At 67.2% G+C, this 18958-nt stretch carries 21 protein-coding genes; 3 read left to right on the top strand and 18 right to left on the bottom strand.

Annotated features, from left to right (window positions below):
* Nucleotides 1–217: 217 nt before the first annotated feature.
* Both cas2 and cas1c read right to left on the bottom strand, forming a co-directional pair.
* On the bottom strand, nt 218–508 hold the full coding sequence (gene cas2 / locus AB1578_13405; protein ID MEW6488897.1) for a CRISPR-associated endonuclease Cas2: 291 nt from the start codon (nt 506–508) through the stop codon (nt 218–220).
* A gap of 43 nt (nt 509–551) precedes the next feature.
* Complete coding sequence (cas1c, locus tag AB1578_13410) at nt 552–1586, bottom strand: type I-C CRISPR-associated endonuclease Cas1c (GenBank protein ID MEW6488898.1); 1035 nt, start codon at nt 1584–1586, stop codon at nt 552–554.
* 195 nt (nt 1587–1781) lie between these two features.
* Between cas1c and AB1578_13415 the strand changes: the two genes are divergently transcribed.
* Entirely contained in the window at nt 1782–1943 is a 162-nt protein-coding gene (locus AB1578_13415; protein ID MEW6488899.1) for a DUF4160 domain-containing protein, read from the top strand.
* A complete protein-coding gene (locus tag AB1578_13420) occupies nt 1903–2199 on the top strand; it encodes a DUF2442 domain-containing protein (GenBank protein ID MEW6488900.1) in 297 nt (98 codons plus the stop codon). The genes AB1578_13415 and AB1578_13420 overlap by 41 nt, the downstream gene beginning before the upstream one ends.
* An 8-nt stretch (nt 2200–2207) precedes the next feature.
* Here AB1578_13420 and cas4 read toward each other — a convergent pair whose 3' ends face one another.
* Genes cas4 through cas3 form a run of 8 tightly spaced genes read right to left on the bottom strand, consistent with a single transcriptional unit; the run spans nt 2208 to nt 10226 of the window.
* A complete protein-coding gene (gene cas4 / locus AB1578_13425) occupies nt 2208–2855 on the bottom strand; it encodes a CRISPR-associated protein Cas4 (GenBank protein MEW6488901.1) in 648 nt (215 codons plus the stop codon).
* Nucleotides 2852–3496 (bottom strand): four helix bundle suffix domain-containing protein, encoded by a 645-nt coding sequence (locus tag AB1578_13430; GenBank protein ID MEW6488902.1) that lies wholly within the window; start codon nt 3494–3496, stop codon nt 2852–2854. Before AB1578_13430 ends, cas4 begins: the two co-directional genes overlap by 4 nt.
* Complete coding sequence (locus AB1578_13435) at nt 3483–3719, bottom strand: hypothetical protein (GenBank protein ID MEW6488903.1); 237 nt, start codon at nt 3717–3719, stop codon at nt 3483–3485. Before AB1578_13435 ends, AB1578_13430 begins: the two co-directional genes overlap by 14 nt.
* Before the next feature lie 3 nt (nt 3720–3722).
* Complete coding sequence (locus AB1578_13440; GenBank protein ID MEW6488904.1) at nt 3723–4196, bottom strand: type II toxin-antitoxin system VapC family toxin; 474 nt, start codon at nt 4194–4196, stop codon at nt 3723–3725.
* A gap of 39 nt (nt 4197–4235) precedes the next feature.
* Nucleotides 4236–5126, bottom strand: coding sequence for a type I-C CRISPR-associated protein Cas7/Csd2 (gene cas7c, locus AB1578_13445; protein ID MEW6488905.1), 891 nt, complete (start codon nt 5124–5126; stop codon nt 4236–4238).
* A 34-nt stretch (nt 5127–5160) separates the two neighbouring features.
* Nucleotides 5161–7104 carry a type I-C CRISPR-associated protein Cas8c/Csd1 gene (gene cas8c, locus AB1578_13450; GenBank protein ID MEW6488906.1) on the bottom strand — a complete coding sequence of 648 codons (1944 nt, stop codon included), beginning with the start codon at nt 7102–7104 and terminating at the stop codon, nt 5161–5163.
* Complete coding sequence (cas5c, locus tag AB1578_13455) at nt 7101–7793, bottom strand: type I-C CRISPR-associated protein Cas5c (protein ID MEW6488907.1); 693 nt, start codon at nt 7791–7793, stop codon at nt 7101–7103. Before cas5c ends, cas8c begins: the two co-directional genes overlap by 4 nt.
* Before the next feature lie 12 nt (nt 7794–7805).
* Nucleotides 7806–10226, bottom strand: coding sequence for a CRISPR-associated helicase Cas3' (gene cas3, locus AB1578_13460; GenBank protein MEW6488908.1), 2421 nt, complete (start codon nt 10224–10226; stop codon nt 7806–7808).
* Nucleotides 10227–10707: 481 nt separating this feature from the next.
* Here cas3 and AB1578_13465 point away from each other — a divergent pair, with 481 nt between their 5' ends.
* Nucleotides 10708–11502 carry an NRDE family protein gene (locus tag AB1578_13465; GenBank protein MEW6488909.1) on the top strand — a complete coding sequence of 265 codons (795 nt, stop codon included), beginning with the start codon at nt 10708–10710 and terminating at the stop codon, nt 11500–11502.
* Nucleotides 11503–11585: 83 nt separating this feature from the next.
* Here AB1578_13465 and AB1578_13470 read toward each other — a convergent pair whose 3' ends face one another.
* The 8 genes from AB1578_13470 to AB1578_13505 all read right to left on the bottom strand — a co-directional run bounded on the left by AB1578_13470 (nt 11586) and on the right by AB1578_13505 (nt 18816).
* Complete coding sequence (locus AB1578_13470) at nt 11586–12722, bottom strand: KamA family radical SAM protein (protein MEW6488910.1); 1137 nt, start codon at nt 12720–12722, stop codon at nt 11586–11588.
* Between the two features lie 5 nt (nt 12723–12727).
* Complete coding sequence (locus tag AB1578_13475; GenBank protein ID MEW6488911.1) at nt 12728–13216, bottom strand: GNAT family N-acetyltransferase; 489 nt, start codon at nt 13214–13216, stop codon at nt 12728–12730.
* Entirely contained in the window at nt 13213–14235 is a 1023-nt protein-coding gene (locus AB1578_13480) for a D-alanine--D-alanine ligase (GenBank protein MEW6488912.1), read from the bottom strand. The genes AB1578_13475 and AB1578_13480 overlap by 4 nt, the downstream gene beginning before the upstream one ends.
* On the bottom strand, nt 14223–15302 hold the full coding sequence (locus AB1578_13485) for a D-alanine--D-alanine ligase (protein ID MEW6488913.1): 1080 nt from the start codon (nt 15300–15302) through the stop codon (nt 14223–14225). The genes AB1578_13480 and AB1578_13485 overlap by 13 nt, the downstream gene beginning before the upstream one ends.
* Nucleotides 15303–15681: 379 nt before the next feature.
* Complete coding sequence (mce, locus tag AB1578_13490; protein MEW6488914.1) at nt 15682–16098, bottom strand: methylmalonyl-CoA epimerase; 417 nt, start codon at nt 16096–16098, stop codon at nt 15682–15684.
* 106 nt (nt 16099–16204) lie between these two features.
* Nucleotides 16205–16600, bottom strand: coding sequence for a cobalamin B12-binding domain-containing protein (locus AB1578_13495; protein ID MEW6488915.1), 396 nt, complete (start codon nt 16598–16600; stop codon nt 16205–16207).
* A gap of 58 nt (nt 16601–16658) precedes the next feature.
* Nucleotides 16659–18320 carry a methylmalonyl-CoA mutase family protein gene (locus AB1578_13500; GenBank protein ID MEW6488916.1) on the bottom strand — a complete coding sequence of 554 codons (1662 nt, stop codon included), beginning with the start codon at nt 18318–18320 and terminating at the stop codon, nt 16659–16661.
* A 31-nt stretch (nt 18321–18351) separates the two neighbouring features.
* Nucleotides 18352–18816: a biotin/lipoyl-containing protein gene (locus tag AB1578_13505; protein MEW6488917.1), complete on the bottom strand. Its 465-nt coding sequence runs from the start codon at nt 18814–18816 to the stop codon at nt 18352–18354.
* Nucleotides 18817–18958: the final 142 nt, after the last annotated feature.

Here is an 18958-nt window from a genome sequence, read left to right on the forward strand (position 1 = left end):
GGTGGTCGTGTTTCAATCCACGCCCCCCGCGCGGGGGGCGACCGTCCTTCCGTAACCACTGAATTCTGCGCCCATTTCTACAGCGCCTTCGCGAACCCGCGTCCAGACCATCGTTACGAGCGGCATCTCGGCAGGGGCCAAGCCGGACAACCGCTGTGGTTCCCGCAAAACGGACGCGCGAACCCGCCCGGTGAAGGCTGTGAGCTTGGGGTTCGCGTCAGAACACCAGGGGGCCCTCCGGATCGAGGGAGGGCTTGGCCCCCACGTGCTCCACCCGGTGCCGCCAGTTGTTCCCCAGGAAGTAGAACCGCAGGCTGTCCTTCTCCGGGTCCATCACGTCCATCAGGCGGGCCCGCAGGGCAACCCACTTGGCGTGGTCCACCAGGCACTCGAACACCGAAAACTGCACCCGCTGCCCGTGGTTCACGCAGATCTTCGCGATCCGCCGCAGGCGGGCTCGGCCCTCCTTGGTCTCGGTGTTCACGTCGTAGCTCACGAGCACGAACATGGCCCCTCACCGTGTCCTTCGCGCCGCCGAAACAGGCGGCCGCTCAGCGCGGAATGTAGGGGGGATACCCGTCCAGATCCCCTCGCAGGTGGCGCGCCAGCAGGAGGGCCTGGGTGTGCCAGAGCAGCCCCACGGGCATCTTCTCCTTCAAGAATGGATGCTCCACGACTTCCTGTTTGCGTTTCTGATAGGCGACGATCACCTCCTTTCTGGCCTCGTCCTCCAGGAGCACGGCGCCCGACTCGAGCTTCCGGAAGCCGCGAGGCTTCACCTGCCCCAGATTGACCAACGACAGAACCAACCGGTCGGCGAACACCGGCCGAAACTCCTCCATCAGGTCCAGGGCGAGGCTCGGCCTGCCCGGGCGGTCGCGGTGGAGGTAGCCCACGGCCGGGTCGAGCCCCACGCACTCCAGCGCGGACCGCACGTCGTGGACGAGGAGGGTGTAGACAAACGAGAGCAGGCAGTTGACGGGATCGAGCGGCGGCCGCCGGTTTCGGCCGGCGAACCGGAAGGCCTCTTCCCCCGACGTGACCAGGTGGTCGAAGGCACCGAAGTAGAGGTTCCCTGCTTCGCCCTCGATGCCCCGAAGTTCGTCCAGGGCGAGGCGTTCGTCCTGGAGCCTCTCCAGGCAGTCGGCGAGCCGGGCGGCTGTATACCGCAGCCGCTCTCCCCGGCCGTCGCCCCCGTGGTCTCGCGCCGCCCGCAGGACGACGCGTCGCGAGTTGGCGAGCTTGCCCGTGAGCACGAAACGGGCCACCGCCGCGCTCCGGGCGGGATCGTCGGCCCAGCGGTATTGCTCGCGCCGCAAGAGCACGTTGCCGGAGACCGGGCCGTGAACCCTCGCCAGGAACCGCCCGTTCTCCGAGAGGAACGACACCCCCACCCCGTGCTCGGCGCAGTGGGCCATGAGCTGGGGGCTCAGCGACACCTGCCCGAAGCAGACCACGCCGCCCAGGGTGTGGATGGGGATGCGGGCCTTGTCTTCGCGCTCCACGCGGATCAGCACGCACTCGCCGTCCTTGGCGAGGTAGCTGCCCTGGGTGGTGACAAAGAGGGTGTTGAGGTGCTTCTTCATGGCCATCCCATACGGCCGGCAAGGCCGCCCGCCTCTTGCTCCGAGCCCCAGGTGGGAGTAGGGTTCGGCGAGGGCGCTGCCGACCTGCTCCCCCCGCAAAGGACAGAGGCGATCCGGTGACGCCGACGGTGTTCACCGACAAGGGCTTCCGGTTCCTCTTCTTCTCCCGGGAAGAGGCCCGTCCCCACGTTCAACGTGCACGGGGCCGAGGGCGAGGCGAAGTTCTGGATCGAACCCCGGGTTGCGCTCGCTCACAGCACGGGCCTGTCGAGCCGCGACCTTCGCGTGATCGAGCGCATCGTCGAGGAGCGCAGGGATGAGATCGCACGCGCTTGGCACCGGCACTTCTCCCGCTGAGGTGACCCACATCTCGCGACACGGCCTTTGGCTGCTGGCCGACGGCGAGGAGCTGCTCCTGCCCTTCGACGACTTCCCGTGGTTCCGCGATGCCCGGGTCTCGGCCCTCCTCCACGTCGAACAGCCCGCTTCCGACCACTTCCGCTGGCCCGAGCTCGACGTCGACCTGACGCGGGACGCCATTCGTCACCCAGAACGGTATCCCCTCGTGGCCGTGGGCGATCGCGCAGCCGTCCACGAGCCGGAGTCCGACTGACCACCCCGTCAGTCCCCTGGCGCCGCATCCAGGGCTCGGCTCAAATACCGCGCCACCCGCCCTCGGGCCGACGGCCCCAGCTCTTTCGGGCGGCAAGTCGCCAGGAGCGAGCAGCTTTCGCACTTCTTCGCATACGCCGGCGGCGGGGTGCGGCCTTCGGCGAACATCCGGTGTACCGCCGCGGACGCCTCTTCGGTCTCGCGCCGCAGGGCGTCGTTCAGGTCCACGACCTCGCGGCGCTGCTCCTGCCCGTAGAAGAGCGCCCCTTCGGGGATCGAAGCCCCGAGCATCTCCTCCAGGCACAGGGCTTGCGCGCAAACTTGCACCCGGTCCCAGTCCTCGCCCTTGCGCCGGCCCCGCTTGTGCTCCACCGGATAGGGCTGCCACGAGCCGTCGGCCCGGCGGTGGAACTCGACCACGTCGGCCTTGCCCGAAACCCCCAGCCGCAGTGACCGGATCGGGAGCCCAAAAACCCGCTTTACGTCGCGCCGCTTCTCCGCCCCGCCCCGGTCCACCCGCTCGTGGAGCACCCGGCCCTCGGCGGTGAGCCGGTTCTCCTCCCACACCTGCTCCAGGTGGATCAGCCCGCACTGGCGCGGGCAGAAGAGCCAGTGCTGGAGGGCGGAGAGGGGGATCAAGTCGGACTCGGCGATCATCGCCGCGACTCCCTGCGGGCCTTCTGCCGCGCCTGGTACAAGCGCTCGGTGACGCCGCCTCCCTCGAGGAACTGGCGCTCCAGAGCCTGCAACTGCCGCCGCAGCAGGTAACTGGCCTGGTTGATGAGGCACACCAGGGTGTTGGCAGCCACCTCTGCCGAGGCGGCGGCGATGCCGCAGGGGTCTGCCTTGTCGGACGTGTCCGACCCGTCTGACGAGTCTGACGTGTCTGACCTGTCTGACCTGTCTGACCTGTCCACCGAAGGCCCCTGAAGCCGCCGCCGCACTTCCAACGCCTCCGACGATTCTTTGGGCCAGATTCGCAGGCCCCTCTGCCGGAGAAAATCTTCGTAGTCGAGCAGAAGCTCTTCGAGGCTCGCCCGGGCCACGCCGGTGAGCTTGAGCTCGGTCTTCTTCGAGGTGGCCGAGGCCATGCTTCCTTCCGCGATGTTCTGCACCCCGCTCCGGGCCGCCTGCACCATCTGGTCGTGGGTGCGCGAGCGGCGGTCCACGAACCGGCCGCAGAACACCACGGTGGCGTCGTAGACGAGCTGCGCCGCCTGGAAGCTGCGCAGCTTCCGGTAACCTCCGTGGGGGAGAAGGATGCGGGGGGAATCGGAGGAGCCCCTACCGTCGTTCACCGCGCCCATCCTCCCCCTCAGGCTCGTTCGCGACGTCGTGGCGGTGTTCGTCCGAACGGCCCCCGCCATAGAGCCGCTTGGGCGGGTAGCTGCCGTACCGCTGGCCGCTTTCGCGCTCGCACCGCTTGAGATCTTGGAAGATGGCATCGAGGTCATTCCCGAATTTCGCCGCGTGAGCGGCGCGGGCAGCCCGAACCTCTTCGACGATGGGATCGATCCACATGGGTCACGCCTCCATCAGTTCCTCGGGTGTGCAGATCACAACAGGGCGGTTTCCAGCCGCCTCGCAGACGTCCTCGATCCGCTGCCGCATCACCGCGTTGGCGAGGTGACGACAATTCCACGTGAGGAGGTAGTCCGCACCGTTCGTTACGGCGATGGCGATATGGAGCGCGTCTTCCGTGGCATCCGCTGGGATGGCGCCGGCTGCGACGAGGCGGCGAGCCAGCGCCAGCGCAGGCTCACTCGCCCCCAGAAGCGGGATTCCCTTCAAGGCCGCCAGCCTCGATTCCGCGGCCCCTGGATCGCCGGCGCCCGCCTCCCTGACCACGAGTTCCGAGGCCACCACCTCGTAGCGGTCTCGGGACGACTCCCACCAATCGCGCGTGAGTTGCTGGTGGGCGGCGACGACCAAGTCGCGGCTCGGGCGACCGGTCAAGTAACTCACCACCATGGTCTCGAGATAGACGATAGGGTTCACTTCAACACCCTTGTCACGCCAGAATAGCGATTGCAGACTTCATACGCCGTCCATGACTTCCGGCTGCGGCCAGTTGGCGCCCGAGTCGCTGGGGCCTTTCCCGACCTCGAATGAAAGAACGCTCGCGGGATCATCCGTATCGTTGACCGTCAGGCTCTGATGGACCTTCGCGGAGGAGGCTTGACCGCTCGGACAGTTGTGCTGCCACCATACGACTTTCAGCACTTCCATACTCCCCTCGGGACGAGCGGACGAGGCGTCGTTCTCGAAGAGGCGGGGCAAGACCGCCTTGATGGCCGCCGCGTCGCCGTCGCTGAACCCCGTCTTGACGGCAAGCTGCGGGTTCATGCTCCCGAAGAACACGTAAATCCCCCGGTCGACGCGGTGCTTCATGCCCATGGTATCCGAACCGCGCTTCGTGCCGTCGCCCTCGCTGCTGACGCTCTTGGTGATCTGCGTGCTGGTGAGGCTGACGGGGGACACGCTGAATGCCGCTTGGACGCTGACCGGCCCGCGAATGCCGATGGAGACGCTCTTGTCGTCGGCAACCTCCTCCCCTTCCTTGGTCTTGCCCTTCTTCCCGCCCGCGGCCTTGAACGCGAAAAGCTGGCCGAAGGCACGCACATCGAGCCAAGTGGAGCAGGCCTTGTTCGCGATTTCCCCCGGCGCCTTGATGCCGGAAAGCACTGCATCAGCGCGAGATCGGAGGCTTGGGTGGTCGTCCACCTTGTTGTCATCGGATTGGACGAAGATGTTTTGCTTTGCTTCCATCAGTCGGTTGCGCATCTTCCTCTTGAGGCAGACGTCGGAAAGCTCGCCCAGACCGTCATAGGTCGTCCGAGGACGGTTGCCGTTGAGCGGGTCGCCGTTGGGGTTCGCGTTCACGACTTTGAAGACCACCGCAAAATCGATCTTGTTCGTCAGACTCATGGCATTCTCCTCGTCCGGTCAGAAGTGTTCGCCACTATTCCTCGTTGTCGGTGTCTGTCTCGCCCACTTCGCCTGCTTCCTGCTCCCCCTCCTTCGCTGAGACCGGCCGCAGCGCTTCTCTCTGGCAGTGGTAGCCGAGCAAGAACTCCCCGGTCAGGCGCTTATCGGAGGTGAAGTCGTCGCCGTCAAAGACGCTGACCACCTCGTCTATCTCTGTCTCGAGCCTATGAAGAAATCCCGGGCGTTTGGCGCGCAATCTGACCCTGTAGGGAGTCAAACCAGTCTCCAAAGTGAGCCAGGTCGAGTAGGGCCGATCCGCGAAGCGCTGCATGAGCTTCTCGGCATTGGTCGCCCGCTGCTCGCCGCCTACGTACAACGCCCGGCTCTCCATGTGCTCAGCCAACGCCAGCAAACGGCCGTAAAGGTAGTCTCTGGTGTTCCGGTCCCGCTCCAGTGCCATGGCATAGTTCCTTTCCTTGTATTGGTAGCGGAAGAGCGCACAGGCAATTCCAAGAGTCTTCTCCCAGCCCCACGGTTCGATCCCGTTCCGGCTGCTTGCACGCCGAACGCAAGAGTCCACGAGGTCCCGCGGCAAGGCTGCACCGTCCACGATGCACGGAAGCAGCCGTTCGACGGTTGCCTTCATGATCTTGTCGTCGATGTGGACCTTCCCGTCGCGCCACGTGCCGTATGCCGTCTCGGCGATGTCCCGGGGCGCCGGCGCGCCGAAGAAAATCCGGTCCTTCCCGAAGTGCTGCCGCCAGCAACAGCCACGGTGCCAGTTCTCGATTCGAGCCAGAAACTCGGACCCCGTCAGTTCGCGGTAGTATCGGATCGCCATGCGCCCCGGCGTCGCCGAATCGAGTGCCATGACCACAACGTCGTCCGTGTGCGCAAGTCTCGCCGAGTAGCCGCCGATCTTCGCGGACAAAGCTAGGCTGACCTCTTGAGCGGTGTATCCGCCCCCATTGACTTCCTCTGCCGGTCCGCCGAACAGCAAGGAGAACGAATCGGCCATGGGGTCTGGTATTTCCACTCCGGACACGGCCCAGGCCACGACGGCTTGATCGCCGTCCCGGCGGCCTTGGCGTGCGATGAGCCACCTGAGGGCGCTGTGGGCCTCTTGTGTGACGCGAAACCCCACTCCGCACGCCTCTTCAGCATCCGCAAAGCGACCGCGAAAGGTGAATCCGGAGATGTCATTGGAAGAGATCAGCTTGGCCTTGTCGCCATCGTTACGTATCTTCGCCGGATGCTGCTTGGCAAGATCGGCTACCGCTCCTGTCACGAAGCACAAGCCCTGCAACGATTTAAGACTCCCGTAGTACCTTTCCCAGGACTCCCATAAGCCTCGGTCGAGCCATACTTCGGGTTGAGGGTCGCCCGGAGTCTCTACACTCCATCGCACGAACGCATCTGCCTGCCACGGTTTGCTCTTGCCTTTGGCGTCGTACCCGCCAGCCAACAGCCTGAATATCTCAGGGGCGCTCTTCTTGTCCGGCCACTCGTTGATCAGTCTCGAAGAAGTCGCGTCGGCATGGAGCACGCCCCCTTTGACCAAGTCAGCGGCCACGGCCCCCTTGCTCACGTATGCGAAGACCGCCGAGAGTTTCGCCTGGCCGCCGTCCATGTCCTTCCAGCGCTTCAAGAGTGCCAAGTAGTCCTCATGACAAGGCTCCTTTTCGCCTCCGAACCGCGCATAGTCGCCCGCGACATACTGGAGTTTGTCGCAGAGCGGGTGGGGCGTCGTGCCGCTCGTCCTGCCGGCCGAATCCTCGGTCGCTGGAATGATGGTCCGCGCCTCCGTCTTCGGAACCACGGAAGCCCTGAGGAAGTTGCCATTACCGTCGATGACGATGGTCACGTGGGCCTTCTGGGTGGTATGGCAGATCGGCAGAAGCGGCATTTCCTCCCCAGGGTCGCCGATCGCGGTCTTGTTGCTCTCGTAGGTCTGATAGAGCCTTTCGATCCAGCTCATGCCTCCAGCCCCTCCTCCGCCAGCCCCGCGGACCTCGGCGGCTTGGGGATCATCTTTCGCACAAACCTACGGATCGTGCACTCCTCGGGCCTTGGAAAGGTGACGACTCCGTCCGCCATGACCGGCCTCCAGAAGCGGCTGTGCAACTCGTTGACCCCGGTTTCGTCGGGGTAGTCGAAGCCGTGGAACATGAGGCCGTAGGCCAGATCGCCGCAACCGTCGTACTCTCCCGGCCCTTCACCGAAGACGCAGGGCTCGACGTATCCCTGGCACTCGCGCGTGCCCAGGAAGATATCTTGCCGGCCCCCCTTCTTGATCATCCGCTGGGCGATGTTCCAGTGGGCCTCGGTCTTGCGGTCCTGTTCCATGTCGGGGCGATGAGGGTTCCACTCGAAGCGGGCCTGGACCTGGTACTCCACGTCGGCGAGGTAGGTGTAGATCGCTAGGGAGTTGCCGCCGCCGTAGGCGAGCGGCTTGACGCTCTTGGACTGGGTTCGGATCCGCCGCATCACCCGAACCCGATCGATCGCCCAGACGAAGGTCGGCTTCCAGTACGCCGACTTGGCGATGCCCTTCAGCGCTTCATACGTCGGGATGTGGTAGGAGCACTTCTCGCCGCCGATCTTGGTCAGCGGATCGGTGAAGAGCGCGAAGCGCCCCGACACCTTGAACTCGACCCGGTTCTTCATGCACACCTCCCGTCATCCGATGAGCACCTTCATCTCGGAGACCTCGTCCGTGCTCGCACCGAACTGCGCGCTGTAGTGGCGTTCGTCGAGGTAGTAAATGCCGCTGCCGTCCCATGTCTCATGGAGACGGCTCATCTCCTTGAGTTTTCGAACTTCATGGGGAAACAGGTTGACCGAATACCGTTGTGCTGCCTTCAAGAGCTCGAATTTCCTCTGCACCTGCGAGGCCGAGCAGAGTTCGGCGATGAGCCGTTCCCCTTCCTGTCCATAGGGGACGATCACCCCCTCGGTCTCGGAGTCGATGGCGCGGAAGGCCTCGGCAGCGGTCATGAACGATTGTCGAAGGAGGTAAGGCGGCGCCTTCCTGACCGTGGCCTTGTGCGCCTCCACCGCCTCTCGGTTGTCTGAAAGCAGGGAGAGAAGGTCGCCCTCCCTCCCGATTTCACGGGACGCGACAGGAAACACCATCTCGTGCTTCCGTCCGTAGAAATAGTAGAAGTAGAAACGCTCCATCGCTGCCGGACCCTGCAGGTCGTGATCGAAGGCGGCCGGGTTCGCGCGGTACTCGCCGAGGACGCGCAGCGTGACCTCTTGCGCCTTCTGGATGTCAGGCAGTCTATCGAGGTTCTCGTCGGCCGGATTGACGACGAGCACCCTGCCCAGCGAACGAAGACCGTTGCGATTGCAGCGCCCTGCCGTCTGGGCGACGGAATCAAGGCCCGCCAGGTAGCGGATCGCCGAGCCGAAGTCCACGTCCACGCCGGCCTCGATGAGTTGGGTGCTCACGCAGATGACGGGCGACGGGTCGGCCGGGTCGAGGCAGCGCTTCACCTCGTCGAGTACCTTCATGCGGTGGGCTGGGCACATGGAAGTGCTGAGGTGGTGGACGCGCTCGGCCCTTCCTTGAAGCCGCTGGAACAGGTTCCGAGCCTGGGCCTTCTTGTTGACGACGATGAGCACGCTTCCGGCCTCGTCCAGGAGTCCCATCGCCGCGTCCGCCACCTCTTCTTCTGTCCAGCCTCCAGGTTTGCATCTGTCTTCGACGTCGACGCGCCGAAGCCTTCGGAACAGGTCATCCACTCCGGGCACCATCTGGGCGTTTGGCGCGAGGATGGCCGCTCCTTTACGGGGCTCGACCTTGTCCAGCAGGGGCTGTGTGGCCGTGCAGAACACGACCGTTGAGCCGCACTGCCGGGTCAGGAAATTGACCGCATTGTTGAAGAGATGAACCGTCCGGATCGGTATGGTCTGAACCTCGTCGAAGATGACGACGGCATTGGCGAGCTGATGGAACCGCCTCACCCCTCGAGTGCCGGACCCGAACAAGGTCTCCAGCAACTGGACCGCGGTGGTGTAGACGATTGGGGCATCCCAGTTCTCGGCCAGAAGCTTGTTCTCCGCCGTGTCTCGCTCCGGCGTGAGGTTCGAGTGGTGCTCCAGCACGACCGGATGCCCGCCCCTCTCCAGGTCCGAGAAGACAGCGCGGGCGACGCGGGCATTTTGGTCGATGATCGAAGTGTACGGCACCACGTAGACGATTCGGTCCATCTGGTGCTTCTCGGCGTGGCGCAGGGCGAAACGAAGGCTCGCCAGCGTCTTTCCGCCGCCGGTGGGCACGGTGAGCTGGTACAGGCCCTTCTCCCTCTCGGCAAACGCGAGACACGACGAGGAGATCTCGCCACGGCTTGCGTCGATCTGGTTCCGAATGGCGAAACCCGACACGTAGGTTTCCAGCTCCTCACGCAACCGAGGCCACGGCGGCGTTGATGCTGGGTCCCGCTCTGCCGAATTCAGGCGGTCCGCGTCGACAAGGGCACTGAAGAGGAACCGGGCGAGGAGGCCGAGGAGGAACTGGCGGACTTCCTGTGACGGCACACCCTGGACAAGCTGCAAGAGCCGCTCTTGCAGTTCATCTTCGAGAGTCGGCGGGGCAAGTATGCTCTCAACACGGCGGCGCACGTGCTCGTCGATCCTGCCCGCCACCTCCGCGAAATGCGCCCTATCCTCGGCCTTCGCCAACCGCTTGCCGACAACGTCGTCCCCGACGGCTGACAGGCAGTCGATCAAGCCGGAGTGGTGCGACGCGATGCAGAGAGCGACGAGTTCCGCGATCAGCTGACGTGACGGAGAACCTTCCTTCTTTGCCCAGACGTACTGAGCTCCCGCGGTGGAATGATCGATCTTCCCCTTCTCACGGGCGGCATCGACGTACTCCTCGTCTTCCGGCTCGATCTTCCCCTGGGCGGACTTGAGGTACGCCTGGAAGGCGTCAGAGTACTTGCCGAGGTCGTGCAGCAGACCCATCAGCTCTCCGGTCTTCGGCAAACCGACCTTGGACGCGAAAAGCGATGCGAGCCTTGCCGAACCCTCCAGGTGGTCTGAAAGGCTTTGCGCGGTCCCGTCTGACTGTCTGAACCTTGCTACGAAGTCCATGGGTTCATCTCAGATCGGATTGCGTGTTGACGGACCGCCGCAGGCCCGTGCCCTCCGCGGTGCCGGTCAGGTGGTCGGCTAGCAGATGCACTCGGCCGTCCTCGGTCACGTGGGCCAACGGTTGCACGCGGCCGTCCCCGGCGACGTGGGCCGGGGACTGGCGCGGACTCTCTGGGACGGGGGGAGGAAGGGACATGGGTCGCTCGTCGTGCTCCCTTCGGTCATGAAACTGCACACCGCGAGGATACCACCCACGTGTGACAGATCCTGTCACTCCAAACCGGGCCCCTGGGGCCCGGGGGGCGACGGGCTCAGGATAGCTGCCATCTGCCCGCAGCGCATCGCCCAAAGGAGTGATTTCTTGCTGCCGTCGGAGGGCTCGCCGGCAAAACGGGCCCGGGTTGCCCGCCGGCGCCCCGGCCACTACACTGGCGGCTCTCCCCCACTTTTTTGGCGACTCGCCGGGCCCGGAGCCGGACCCATGTGTACGCTGCACCTCTTCTTCCAGGTTTTTCCCGAGGAGCCGGTGCTCTTTGCCGCCAACCGGGACGAGATCCTCGACCGGGCCTGGCGGGGGCCGGAGCTGCTCTCGTCGGTGCCGCGGATCTGGGGGCCCCGGGATCTGGCGGCCGGGGGGACGTGGATGGGGGTGAACGAGGCGGGGGTGCTGGTGAGCCTGGCCAACCACGAGGGCACCCTGCGCAGGGACTCCGCGAGCCTGTGCAGCCGGGGCGCCGTGGTGCTCGAGACCCTGCGGCACGGCACGGCCGAGGAGGCTCGGCGCTTCGCCGAGTGGGCGGCCCCGGCGTGCAAGGCCTACACGCTGCTCGTGGCCGATCCGGTCAAGGCCTTCGTGGTGGACCACGCCCCCGAGGGCACCCAGGCGTACCGCCTGATGCCCGGGTTCCACGTCATCACCAACGCCCGGTTCCGCGACCCGGCCGATCCCAAGGCCCGGCGGTCCCGGGAGCGCATGGAGGCGCTGGCCGCGGTGGGCCGCGCCCCCGACGACGCGGCCTTGGCCCGCTTCCTATCGGACCACGAGCGCCCGGGCCCCGACACCACACCCCTGTGCATCCACCCCTCCGAGGGGTCAAGGATCGCGAGCCGCTTCGGCACCTCGTCGGCGTCGGTCATCCGCATCGGCCCCGACCGCACCGTGGAGAGCTACCGGTTCGCCTCCGGTCCGCCCTGCCGGACGCCCCTGGAGGACGCTACGCCGCGGTGGGAGGAGGAGATCACCCCGGGGGAGCGGCGGGAGCCGGGAGCAGACTGACGCAACTGCTCCTGCCGACGACGACGAAAGGGCCCCGGCGTCGCCGCCGGGGCCCTTTGCGCCTACGGGAGGGGGGGACCAGATCAGGCCTGGACGCGCCCCACCGGGTCGGGGTCGGGGTCGGGGTCGAGGGAGAGGGGGCACCGGGCGGCCAGGGGGGGCACGGCCGGGGTCTGGTCCACCTCGGGATAGACGTAGTACTGGTCCTTGTAGTTTCGCAGGAGCACCCGCTCCCCGTCCCGGGCCACCACGTACTCGGGCAGGAGGGGGATCTTGCCGCCGCCGCCGGGGGCGTCGATCACGTACTGGGGCACGGCCAGGCCCGAGGTGTGCCCCCGCAGGCCCCGGACCACGGCGAGCCCGGCGTCCACGGGGGTGCGGAAGTGCTCGGTGCCTTCCACCGGGTCGGCCTGGTAGATGTAGTAGGGCCGCACCCGGCAGGCCAGGAGCTTGCGGTTGAGCTCCACGAAGGTGGCCGGGTCGTCGTTGACCCCCTTGAGGAGCACGGACTGGTTGCCGAGCGGAATGCCCGCGTCGGCAAGCCGGTTCAGGGCCTTCGCGGCCTGGGGCGTGACCTCCCGGGGGTGCTCGAAGTGCACGTTCATGTAGAGCGGGTGGTACTTCTTGAGCATGTCCGCGAGCTTGCGGGTGACCCTCTGGGGGAGCACGCAGGGCACCCGGGTCCCGATGCGCACCATCTCCACGTGGGGGATGGCCCGCAGGCTCTGGAGGAGGCCCTCCAGGGTCTCGTCGGGCAGGAGCAGCGGGTCGCCGCCGGATACGATCACGTCGCGGATCTCCGGGGTTCGTGCGATGTAGGCGATGGCGTCGCGGCGCATCTCCTCGGTGATGGGCTCGTCTTGCTTGCCCACCTTGCGCTTGCGGGTGCAGAACCGGCAGTACATGGCGCAGCGGGTCGTGACCAGGAACAGCGCCCGGTCCGGGTACCGGTGCACCAGGCACGGCACCGGGCTCGTGCTCTCCTCGGCCAGGGGGTCGGGCACCGAGGCGCTGGCCTCGAGCTCTTCCGGGTCGGGGATGCACTGGCGCCCGATGGGGTCGTCGGGCCGCTCCACGAGGCTCAGGTAGTACGGGTTGATGCACATGGGGTAGGTCTCGGCCACGCGGTCGAGCGACGCCACGTCGATGCCCCGAAAGTACTTGGCCAACTGGGCGGGTTGGCGGAAGGACGAGTTGAGGATCTTCTGCCAGAGTTCCATCGCTCCTACTTTCCTCCTTGGTTGGGGTGGAGCGGTTTGACGTAGACGACCTTGGCATCTCCGGGCCGGTAGAAGTCGGGAATGCGGGCCACGGCACGAAACCCCCGGGCCTCGTAGAACGAGCGCGCCGGACTATACGGATCGGTACTCGAGGTCTCGGCGATGAGCTGGCGGCCCCCACGGCGGCGCACGTCGGCTTCGGCCTCGGCCAGGAGCCGGGTGGCGGCCCCTCGCCCCTGGGCCCGGGGGTGCACCACGAGCCAGTAGAGGTCGAAGGTACCCTGGGTGCAGGGCGTCGGCCCCCAGCAGGCGAACCCCCGGGGGTCCCCGGCTTCGCCGTCCTCGACGCGGCCGAAGTACCCCGAGGCCTCCCCCTTGGCCGCGCACGCCTCCAGGACCTCGCGCGCCACCTCCACCTCGTCGGGCCGAAAGACCTCCGAGGCCTCCACCAGGCCGATCAGCGAGGCAACGTCGCCGGGCGCCAGGGGCCTCACGGCGAGCGCTCCCAGGCCCACTGGACGATGCGGGCCACGAAGTCCTCGTAGGGCTCCCCCGACGCGGCCACCGCGCGGGCGAGCCCCGCCCGTCGGGCGAGGTCGGGGTTGGGGTTGACGTCGATCACCTGGGGGTTGCCCCGGGCGTCGAGGCGCACGTCGTAGCGGGCGTAGTCGCGGCACTCCAGGGCCCGGTGGGAGGAGAGCCCGATGGTCTCCAGGCGGGCCCGCAGGTTCTCTCCGATGGAGGCCGGGCATCGGGGCACCGTGCGGCGGTCGTCGGCGCTCCCCTCGCGCCACTTGGCGTCGTGGGTGACCAGGCGCGGTTCCCCCTCCCCGTAACCCTCGAAGGCGATCTCGGCCACGGGGAGCACGCGGGCCTGCTGCCCCGTGCCCACCACGGCCACGTTGAACTCCCGACCCTCCAGGTACACCTCGGCAAGAGCCGGCTGGCCCAGGGTCTCGATCACGTAGGCCACGCGCGCCACCAGGGCCTCGGGGGTGCGCACGAAAGACTCGGCGCTGATGCCCAGGCTCGCGTCCTCCCTCAGGGGCTTGACCACCAGGGGAAAGGCCAGATCGCCCACCGCGGCAGCGGAGGGCACCCGCCGGTAGACCCGGGCGCCCGGGGTGGGGATGCCCGCGGCGAAGAGCAGCGCCTTGGCGACGCGCTTGTCCAGGGCGCAGGTGAGGCTGGCGGCGGCGTTGCCGGTGAAGCGGATCCCGTGGAGCTCCAGGAGTCCGGCCACCACGGGCTCGAAGCGGGACTCCCCCCCGATCCCCTCGCAGAGGTTGAAGACCACGGTGTCGGCGCGCCGGTCGGCGAGGCCCTCCACCGCGGCGAAGAGGGTCTCCCGATCCACTCCTTCCCGTTCGGCCTCGTACGCGCGGCTCCCAAGAGCCGCGCACACGTCCTCGACTTCGTCCAGGACACCGATGTCGGAGGGCTCGGGCACGGCCCCGGGGCCCGGCCGGTTGTAGAGCACCACCACCCGCGGGTTCGTCTTCAGGGCGCCCATCCCAGCCTCCCCAGCGCCGCATCGGCCACGGCGAGCACCATGGCGGCGTAGTCGAGCCCTGCCGCCCGGGCCGCCTTGGGGTAGCAGGAGTTGGCGGCGGGGTCCGGGAGCACTCCGGGAAGGGGGTTGACCTCGAGGACATTGGGCACGCCGGCGGCGTCGAGGCGCACGTCGATGCGGGACCAGTCGCGCAGCCGGAGCACCCGGGCGGTGCGGCGGCACAGGTCGTCGATGGCTTCGGCCTCCTCGGGGTTCAATCGGGCGGGGCAGTCGAAGACCTTGAGGGGGGCCTCGGGGCGGTCCCAGACCCACTTGGCTTCCCAGGAGTAGATGGGGTTGGCGCCGGGGGGAAAGACGTCGAACCGGATCTCTACGGGGGGCAGTACCCGCAGCCCCGCCCCGTTGCCCAGGATGGCCACCGTGAACTCGCGCCCGGGCAGGAACGCCTCCACCAGCGCCGGCTGGCGGTAGGTGCCCAGGATGCGGTGCACCCGGTCCTCGAGGGAGGCCCGATCCCGCACGAGCTGGTCGTCCCGAATCCCCTTGCTCGACCCCTCGAAGAGGGGCTTCACCATGGCGGGCAGCGGCACCTGGCGGGCCAGGGGGAGCTCCCCGGCGTCCTCCACCACGACGAAGGGCGCCGTGGGCACGCCCCGGTAGGCCAGCACCTCCTTGGCCCGGGCCTTGTCGAGGCACAGGGCGAGCGTCAGGGGATCGGACCCCGTGTAGGGGATCCCGAGCATCTCGAGGATGGCGGGGACCTGGGCCTCGCGGCTCGCGCCGTAGAAGCCCTCGGCGATGTTGAAGACCAGATCGGGCCGGGCGGCCCGGATGCGCAGGGGAAAGTCGTGGCGGGCCTCCACCAGGGTCACCTGGTGGCGGCTCTCCAGGGCCGACGCGAGCGCGAGCACGGTCTCGGCGTCGTCCCACTCGGCGTAGAGGTCTTCGGACGCCTCCGGGTCTAGCGACGGAGGTTCGTCTTCCTCCTCCACCAGCAGTTCCGGGCGGGCGGCGCGGATGGCGTCCCGTTCGGGGGGCTTGGCGTTGTACGCCAGGGCGATGCGCATCGAAGAGTCTCCTGACTGCGGGTGACGGCAGCCGGCGCGCCGGGGAGACCCTTCGTCCGCTGTGGGTTCGGCGAATGGATCGGCGGGCCGGACGGTGCGTGTTGTCGGGCGTTATCTTAGGCGCCACCCTGGGACAGTCAAGGACAATTTTGGACAGGAGGGCTCAGGATGGGACGTTATATATAATGATGATTTCTCGGGTCCCGGCACCGGCGGCCCGCCCCACTCCCGTTGCCTGGTTCGAAATCGAAATCGGGAGTCGAAGGGTCTCGCAATCGCGATTTCGATTTCGATTTCGTTGGGGAATACGCACGGGGGCCGCCCGGCTCCTTGCCGGGCGGCCCCTGAAGCGTGGCACGGCGGGCGCAGCCGCAGGCCGCTACCCGTGGTGGCCCATCTCCTGGACGAGCTCGGTCAGGACCCCCCCCGAGGCCTTGGGGTGGACGAAGGCGATGCGGGTGTTGTGGGCGCCGGTGCGGGGCTTCTCGTCCACCATCTTCACCCCCGCGGACTTGAGGCGCTCCACCTCGGCGGCGGCGTCCTCCACCTGATAGGCGATGTGGTGGAACCCGGCTCCGCCGTTCTTCTCCAGGAACTTGGCCACGGGGGACTCGGGGCTCGTGGGCTGGACGAGCTCCAGGCGCACCTCGCCGATGGGCAGGAAGGCGACCTTCACCTTCTGGTCCGGCACCTCCTCCATCCCCCCGAGCTGGAGCCCCAAGTGCTCAATGTAGAACTTCGCCGCGGCCTCGATGTCGGGGACCGCAATTCCGATGTGGTTGATCTTGTTCGGCATGGGTAGCTCCTCTCGTCTGTTGGTCGCGCGTTGCCCGTTGCTCGTTGGCGGAAGAGCCAGCCTCCGGCACTCCCACCCACAACGGGCAACGTGCAACGCACAGCCTTTAAGAAACTCTCTCGTGAATGAAATTCACCACGTCGCCGGTATCGGTGCCCGGCAGGAAGATCTCGGCGAAGCCGGACTCCTTGAGGGCCGGGATGTCTTCGGCGGGGATGATGCCGCCTCCGAAGAGGAGGAGCTCGGCCTTTCCTCTTTTCCTGAGACCCTCCGCTACCCGGGGGAAGAGCACCAGGTGTGCCCCGGAGAGGCAGGAGAGCCCCACCACGTCCACGTCTTCCTGGACGGCGGCGGCGACGATCTTCTCGGGGGTCTGGCGGATGCCGGTGTAGATGACTTCCATGCCGGCGTCGCGCAGGGCCCGGGCCACCACCTTTGCGCCCCGGTCGTGCCCGTCGAGGCCCGGCTTGGCGATCAGGACACGGATCTTCTTTTGAGCCATCGCAGCTTCCTCCCCGGCCATCAGGCCGGCCCTGTCAAAGCCGAGAACACTCTCTCGGTCAGCCCCCCTCGGTGTATTCGCCGTAGACGCTCCGCAGGACGTCGGAGATCTCCCCGAGGCTGGCGTAGGTCTTGACCGCCTCGAAGACCGGGGGAACGACGTTGCCGCCGTCGGTTGCGACCCGCTTCAATTCCCCCAGGGCCGCGGCGACCTTCGCGCCGTCCCGCTCGGCCTTGACGGAGGCCAGCTTCCTGCGCTGGTAGGCCTCCACCTCCCGGTCCACCCGCAGCATGTTCTTGGGCATCTCTTCCTTGACCTGGAACTGGTTGACGCCCACCACCACCTGCTCCCCCGACTCGACGGAGCGCTGGTACGCGAAGGCCGCGTCGGCGATCTCCCCCTGGAGGTAGCCCGCCTCGATGGCCTTCACCACACCCCCCATGGCGTCGATCTTGGCGATGTACTCCTGGGCCCCGGCCTCGATCTGGTCGGTAAGGGCCTCCACACTGTAGGCGCCCCCCAGGGGATCGATCGTGTCGGCCACCCCCGCCTCGTAGGCAATGATCTGCTGGGTGCGCAACGCGATGCGCACCGAGTCTTCGGTCGGCAGGCACAGGGCCTCGTCCCGGGAGTTGGTGTGGAGGCTCTGGGTGCCCCCCAGCACCGCCGCCAGTGCCTGCAAGGTCACCCGCACCACGTTGTTGTCGGGCTGTTGCGCCGTGAGGCTGCAGCCGGCGGTCTGGGTGTGGAACCGCAGCATCTGGCTTCGCTTGTCCTTGGCCCCGAACCGCTCCTTCATGATCCGGGCCCACAGTCGGCGCGCGGCGCGGAACTTCGCCACCTCTTCCAGGAGGTTGTTGTGGCAGTTGAAGAAGAAGGAGAGCCGCCCCGCGAACTCGTCCACGTCGAGCCCGGTGTCCACCGCCGCCTGCACGTAGGCAATGGCGTTGGCCAGGGTGAAGGCCACTTCCTGCACGGCGGTGCTCCCCGCCTCGCGAATGTGGTAGCCCGAGATGGAGATCGTGTTCCACTGGGGGACTTGATCCTTGCAGTAGGCCAGGATGTCGGTGATGACCTTGAGGCTCGGCCCCGGCGGAAAGATGTAGGTGCCGCGCGCCACGTACTCCTTGAGCAGGTCGTTCTGGATCGTGCCCTGGAGCTTGTCCTTCGCCACCCCTTGCTTTTGCGCGACCGCCATGTACATGGAGAGCAGGACGGCCGCCGTGGAGTTGATGGTCATGGAGGTGGAGACCTTGTCCAGCGGGATGCCGTCGAACAGGATCTCCGCGTCCCGCAGGGTGTCGATCGCCACGCCCACCTTCCCCACTTCCCCCTCGGCGAGCTCGTGGTCCGAGTCGTACCCGATCTGGGTCGGCAGGTCGAAGGCTACCGAGAGGCCGGTCTGCCCCTCGGCCAGCAGGTACTTGTACCGTTCGTTGGTCTGCTCGGCGGTGCCGAACCCGGCGTACTGGCGCATGGTCCAGAACCGGCCCCGGTACATGGTGGGCTGCACCCCCCGGGTAAAGGGGTACTCTCCCGGCAGCCCCCCCCGTTCCAGGTACCCATCGCCGTCCACGTCCCCCGGGCTGAAGAGGCGCTTCACCTCCAGGCCCGCGGTGGTCTCGAAACGGGGCTTCCGTTCCGGAAACTTCGCCAGGGTCTTGGCGATGACCTTGTCCTCCCACTCCTGGACTTTCTGGCGCACGGTCTCGCGGCTCATCGTCTTCCTCCTTCCCCTTCCGCCGGCGCCCTCAGGCGCCGATCACCACCAGCACTTCGCCCACCCCCACGTCCTGGCCCTTGGCCACCTTCACTTCGGCCACGGTGCCGGCCGCGTGGGCCTTGATCTCGTTCTCCATCTTCATGGCCTCCATGACCACCACCGTGTCGCCCACCTCCACGGCATCCCCCGGCTTGACCGACACGCTCAGGATGTGGCCGGGCATGGGAGCGGCGATGACCTCCCCGGCCCCTGGGGCAGGCGCCCGAGCCGGTGCGGGGCGCGGGGCTGCGGTTGCAGGGGGGGCGGCAGCCGCAGCAGGGGCGGGGGCCGGCGACGGGCCGGCCGGACCGGGCGCCGGGGCTGCCGTCGCCCCCGAGGCGATCTCCACCTGGTAGGCCACGCCGTTCACCGTGACGCTGGCACCGGCTCCGGAGATCCGTCCGATCTCCACCCGGTAGGGGTTGCCGTTGATGACGAGGTCGAAGCGGCTCATGGGACTGGACTCCTTTAGAGCGGGATGTTGCCGTGCTTGCGTGGGGGGTTGGAGTCGCGCTTGTGACGGCACGCCTCCAGCGCCTGGATGACCCGGATGCGGGTGTCCTCGGGCAGGATCACCTCGTCCACGTACCCCAGCT

Source organism: Thermodesulfobacteriota bacterium (assembly GCA_040756475.1).
Taxonomy (GTDB): Bacteria; Desulfobacterota; Deferrisomatia; order Deferrisomatales; family JACRMM01; genus JBFLZB01.

What these genes read in the sequence shown, in the direction of transcription:
- cas8c (MEW6488906.1), bottom strand. Translation starts at nt 7,104, where the DNA reads ATGAGCTGGATCGAAAGGCTCTATCAGACCTACGAGAGCAACAAGACC.
- AB1578_13485 (MEW6488913.1), bottom strand. Translation starts at nt 15,302, where the DNA reads ATGCGCATCGCCCTGGCGTACAACGCCAAGCCCCCCGAACGGGACGCC.
- AB1578_13480 (MEW6488912.1), bottom strand. Translation starts at nt 14,235, where the DNA reads ATGGGCGCCCTGAAGACGAACCCGCGGGTGGTGGTGCTCTACAACCGG.
- cas2 (MEW6488897.1), bottom strand. Translation starts at nt 508, where the DNA reads ATGTTCGTGCTCGTGAGCTACGACGTGAACACCGAGACCAAGGAGGGC.
- AB1578_13420 (MEW6488900.1), top strand. Translation starts at nt 1,903, where the DNA reads ATGAGATCGCACGCGCTTGGCACCGGCACTTCTCCCGCTGAGGTGACC.
- AB1578_13435 (MEW6488903.1), bottom strand. Translation starts at nt 3,719, where the DNA reads ATGTGGATCGATCCCATCGTCGAAGAGGTTCGGGCTGCCCGCGCCGCT.
- cas4 (MEW6488901.1), bottom strand. Translation starts at nt 2,855, where the DNA reads ATGATCGCCGAGTCCGACTTGATCCCCCTCTCCGCCCTCCAGCACTGG.
- cas3 (MEW6488908.1), bottom strand. Translation starts at nt 10,226, where the DNA reads ATGGACTTCGTAGCAAGGTTCAGACAGTCAGACGGGACCGCGCAAAGC.
- AB1578_13500 (MEW6488916.1), bottom strand. Translation starts at nt 18,320, where the DNA reads ATGAGCCGCGAGACCGTGCGCCAGAAAGTCCAGGAGTGGGAGGACAAG.
- cas7c (MEW6488905.1), bottom strand. Translation starts at nt 5,126, where the DNA reads ATGAGTCTGACGAACAAGATCGATTTTGCGGTGGTCTTCAAAGTCGTG.
- AB1578_13505 (MEW6488917.1), bottom strand. Translation starts at nt 18,816, where the DNA reads ATGAGCCGCTTCGACCTCGTCATCAACGGCAACCCCTACCGGGTGGAG.
- AB1578_13465 (MEW6488909.1), top strand. Translation starts at nt 10,708, where the DNA reads ATGTGTACGCTGCACCTCTTCTTCCAGGTTTTTCCCGAGGAGCCGGTG.
- mce (MEW6488914.1), bottom strand. Translation starts at nt 16,098, where the DNA reads ATGCCGAACAAGATCAACCACATCGGAATTGCGGTCCCCGACATCGAG.
- cas1c (MEW6488898.1), bottom strand. Translation starts at nt 1,586, where the DNA reads ATGAAGAAGCACCTCAACACCCTCTTTGTCACCACCCAGGGCAGCTAC.
- cas5c (MEW6488907.1), bottom strand. Translation starts at nt 7,793, where the DNA reads ATGAAGAACCGGGTCGAGTTCAAGGTGTCGGGGCGCTTCGCGCTCTTC.
- AB1578_13495 (MEW6488915.1), bottom strand. Translation starts at nt 16,600, where the DNA reads ATGGCTCAAAAGAAGATCCGTGTCCTGATCGCCAAGCCGGGCCTCGAC.
- AB1578_13470 (MEW6488910.1), bottom strand. Translation starts at nt 12,722, where the DNA reads ATGGAACTCTGGCAGAAGATCCTCAACTCGTCCTTCCGCCAACCCGCC.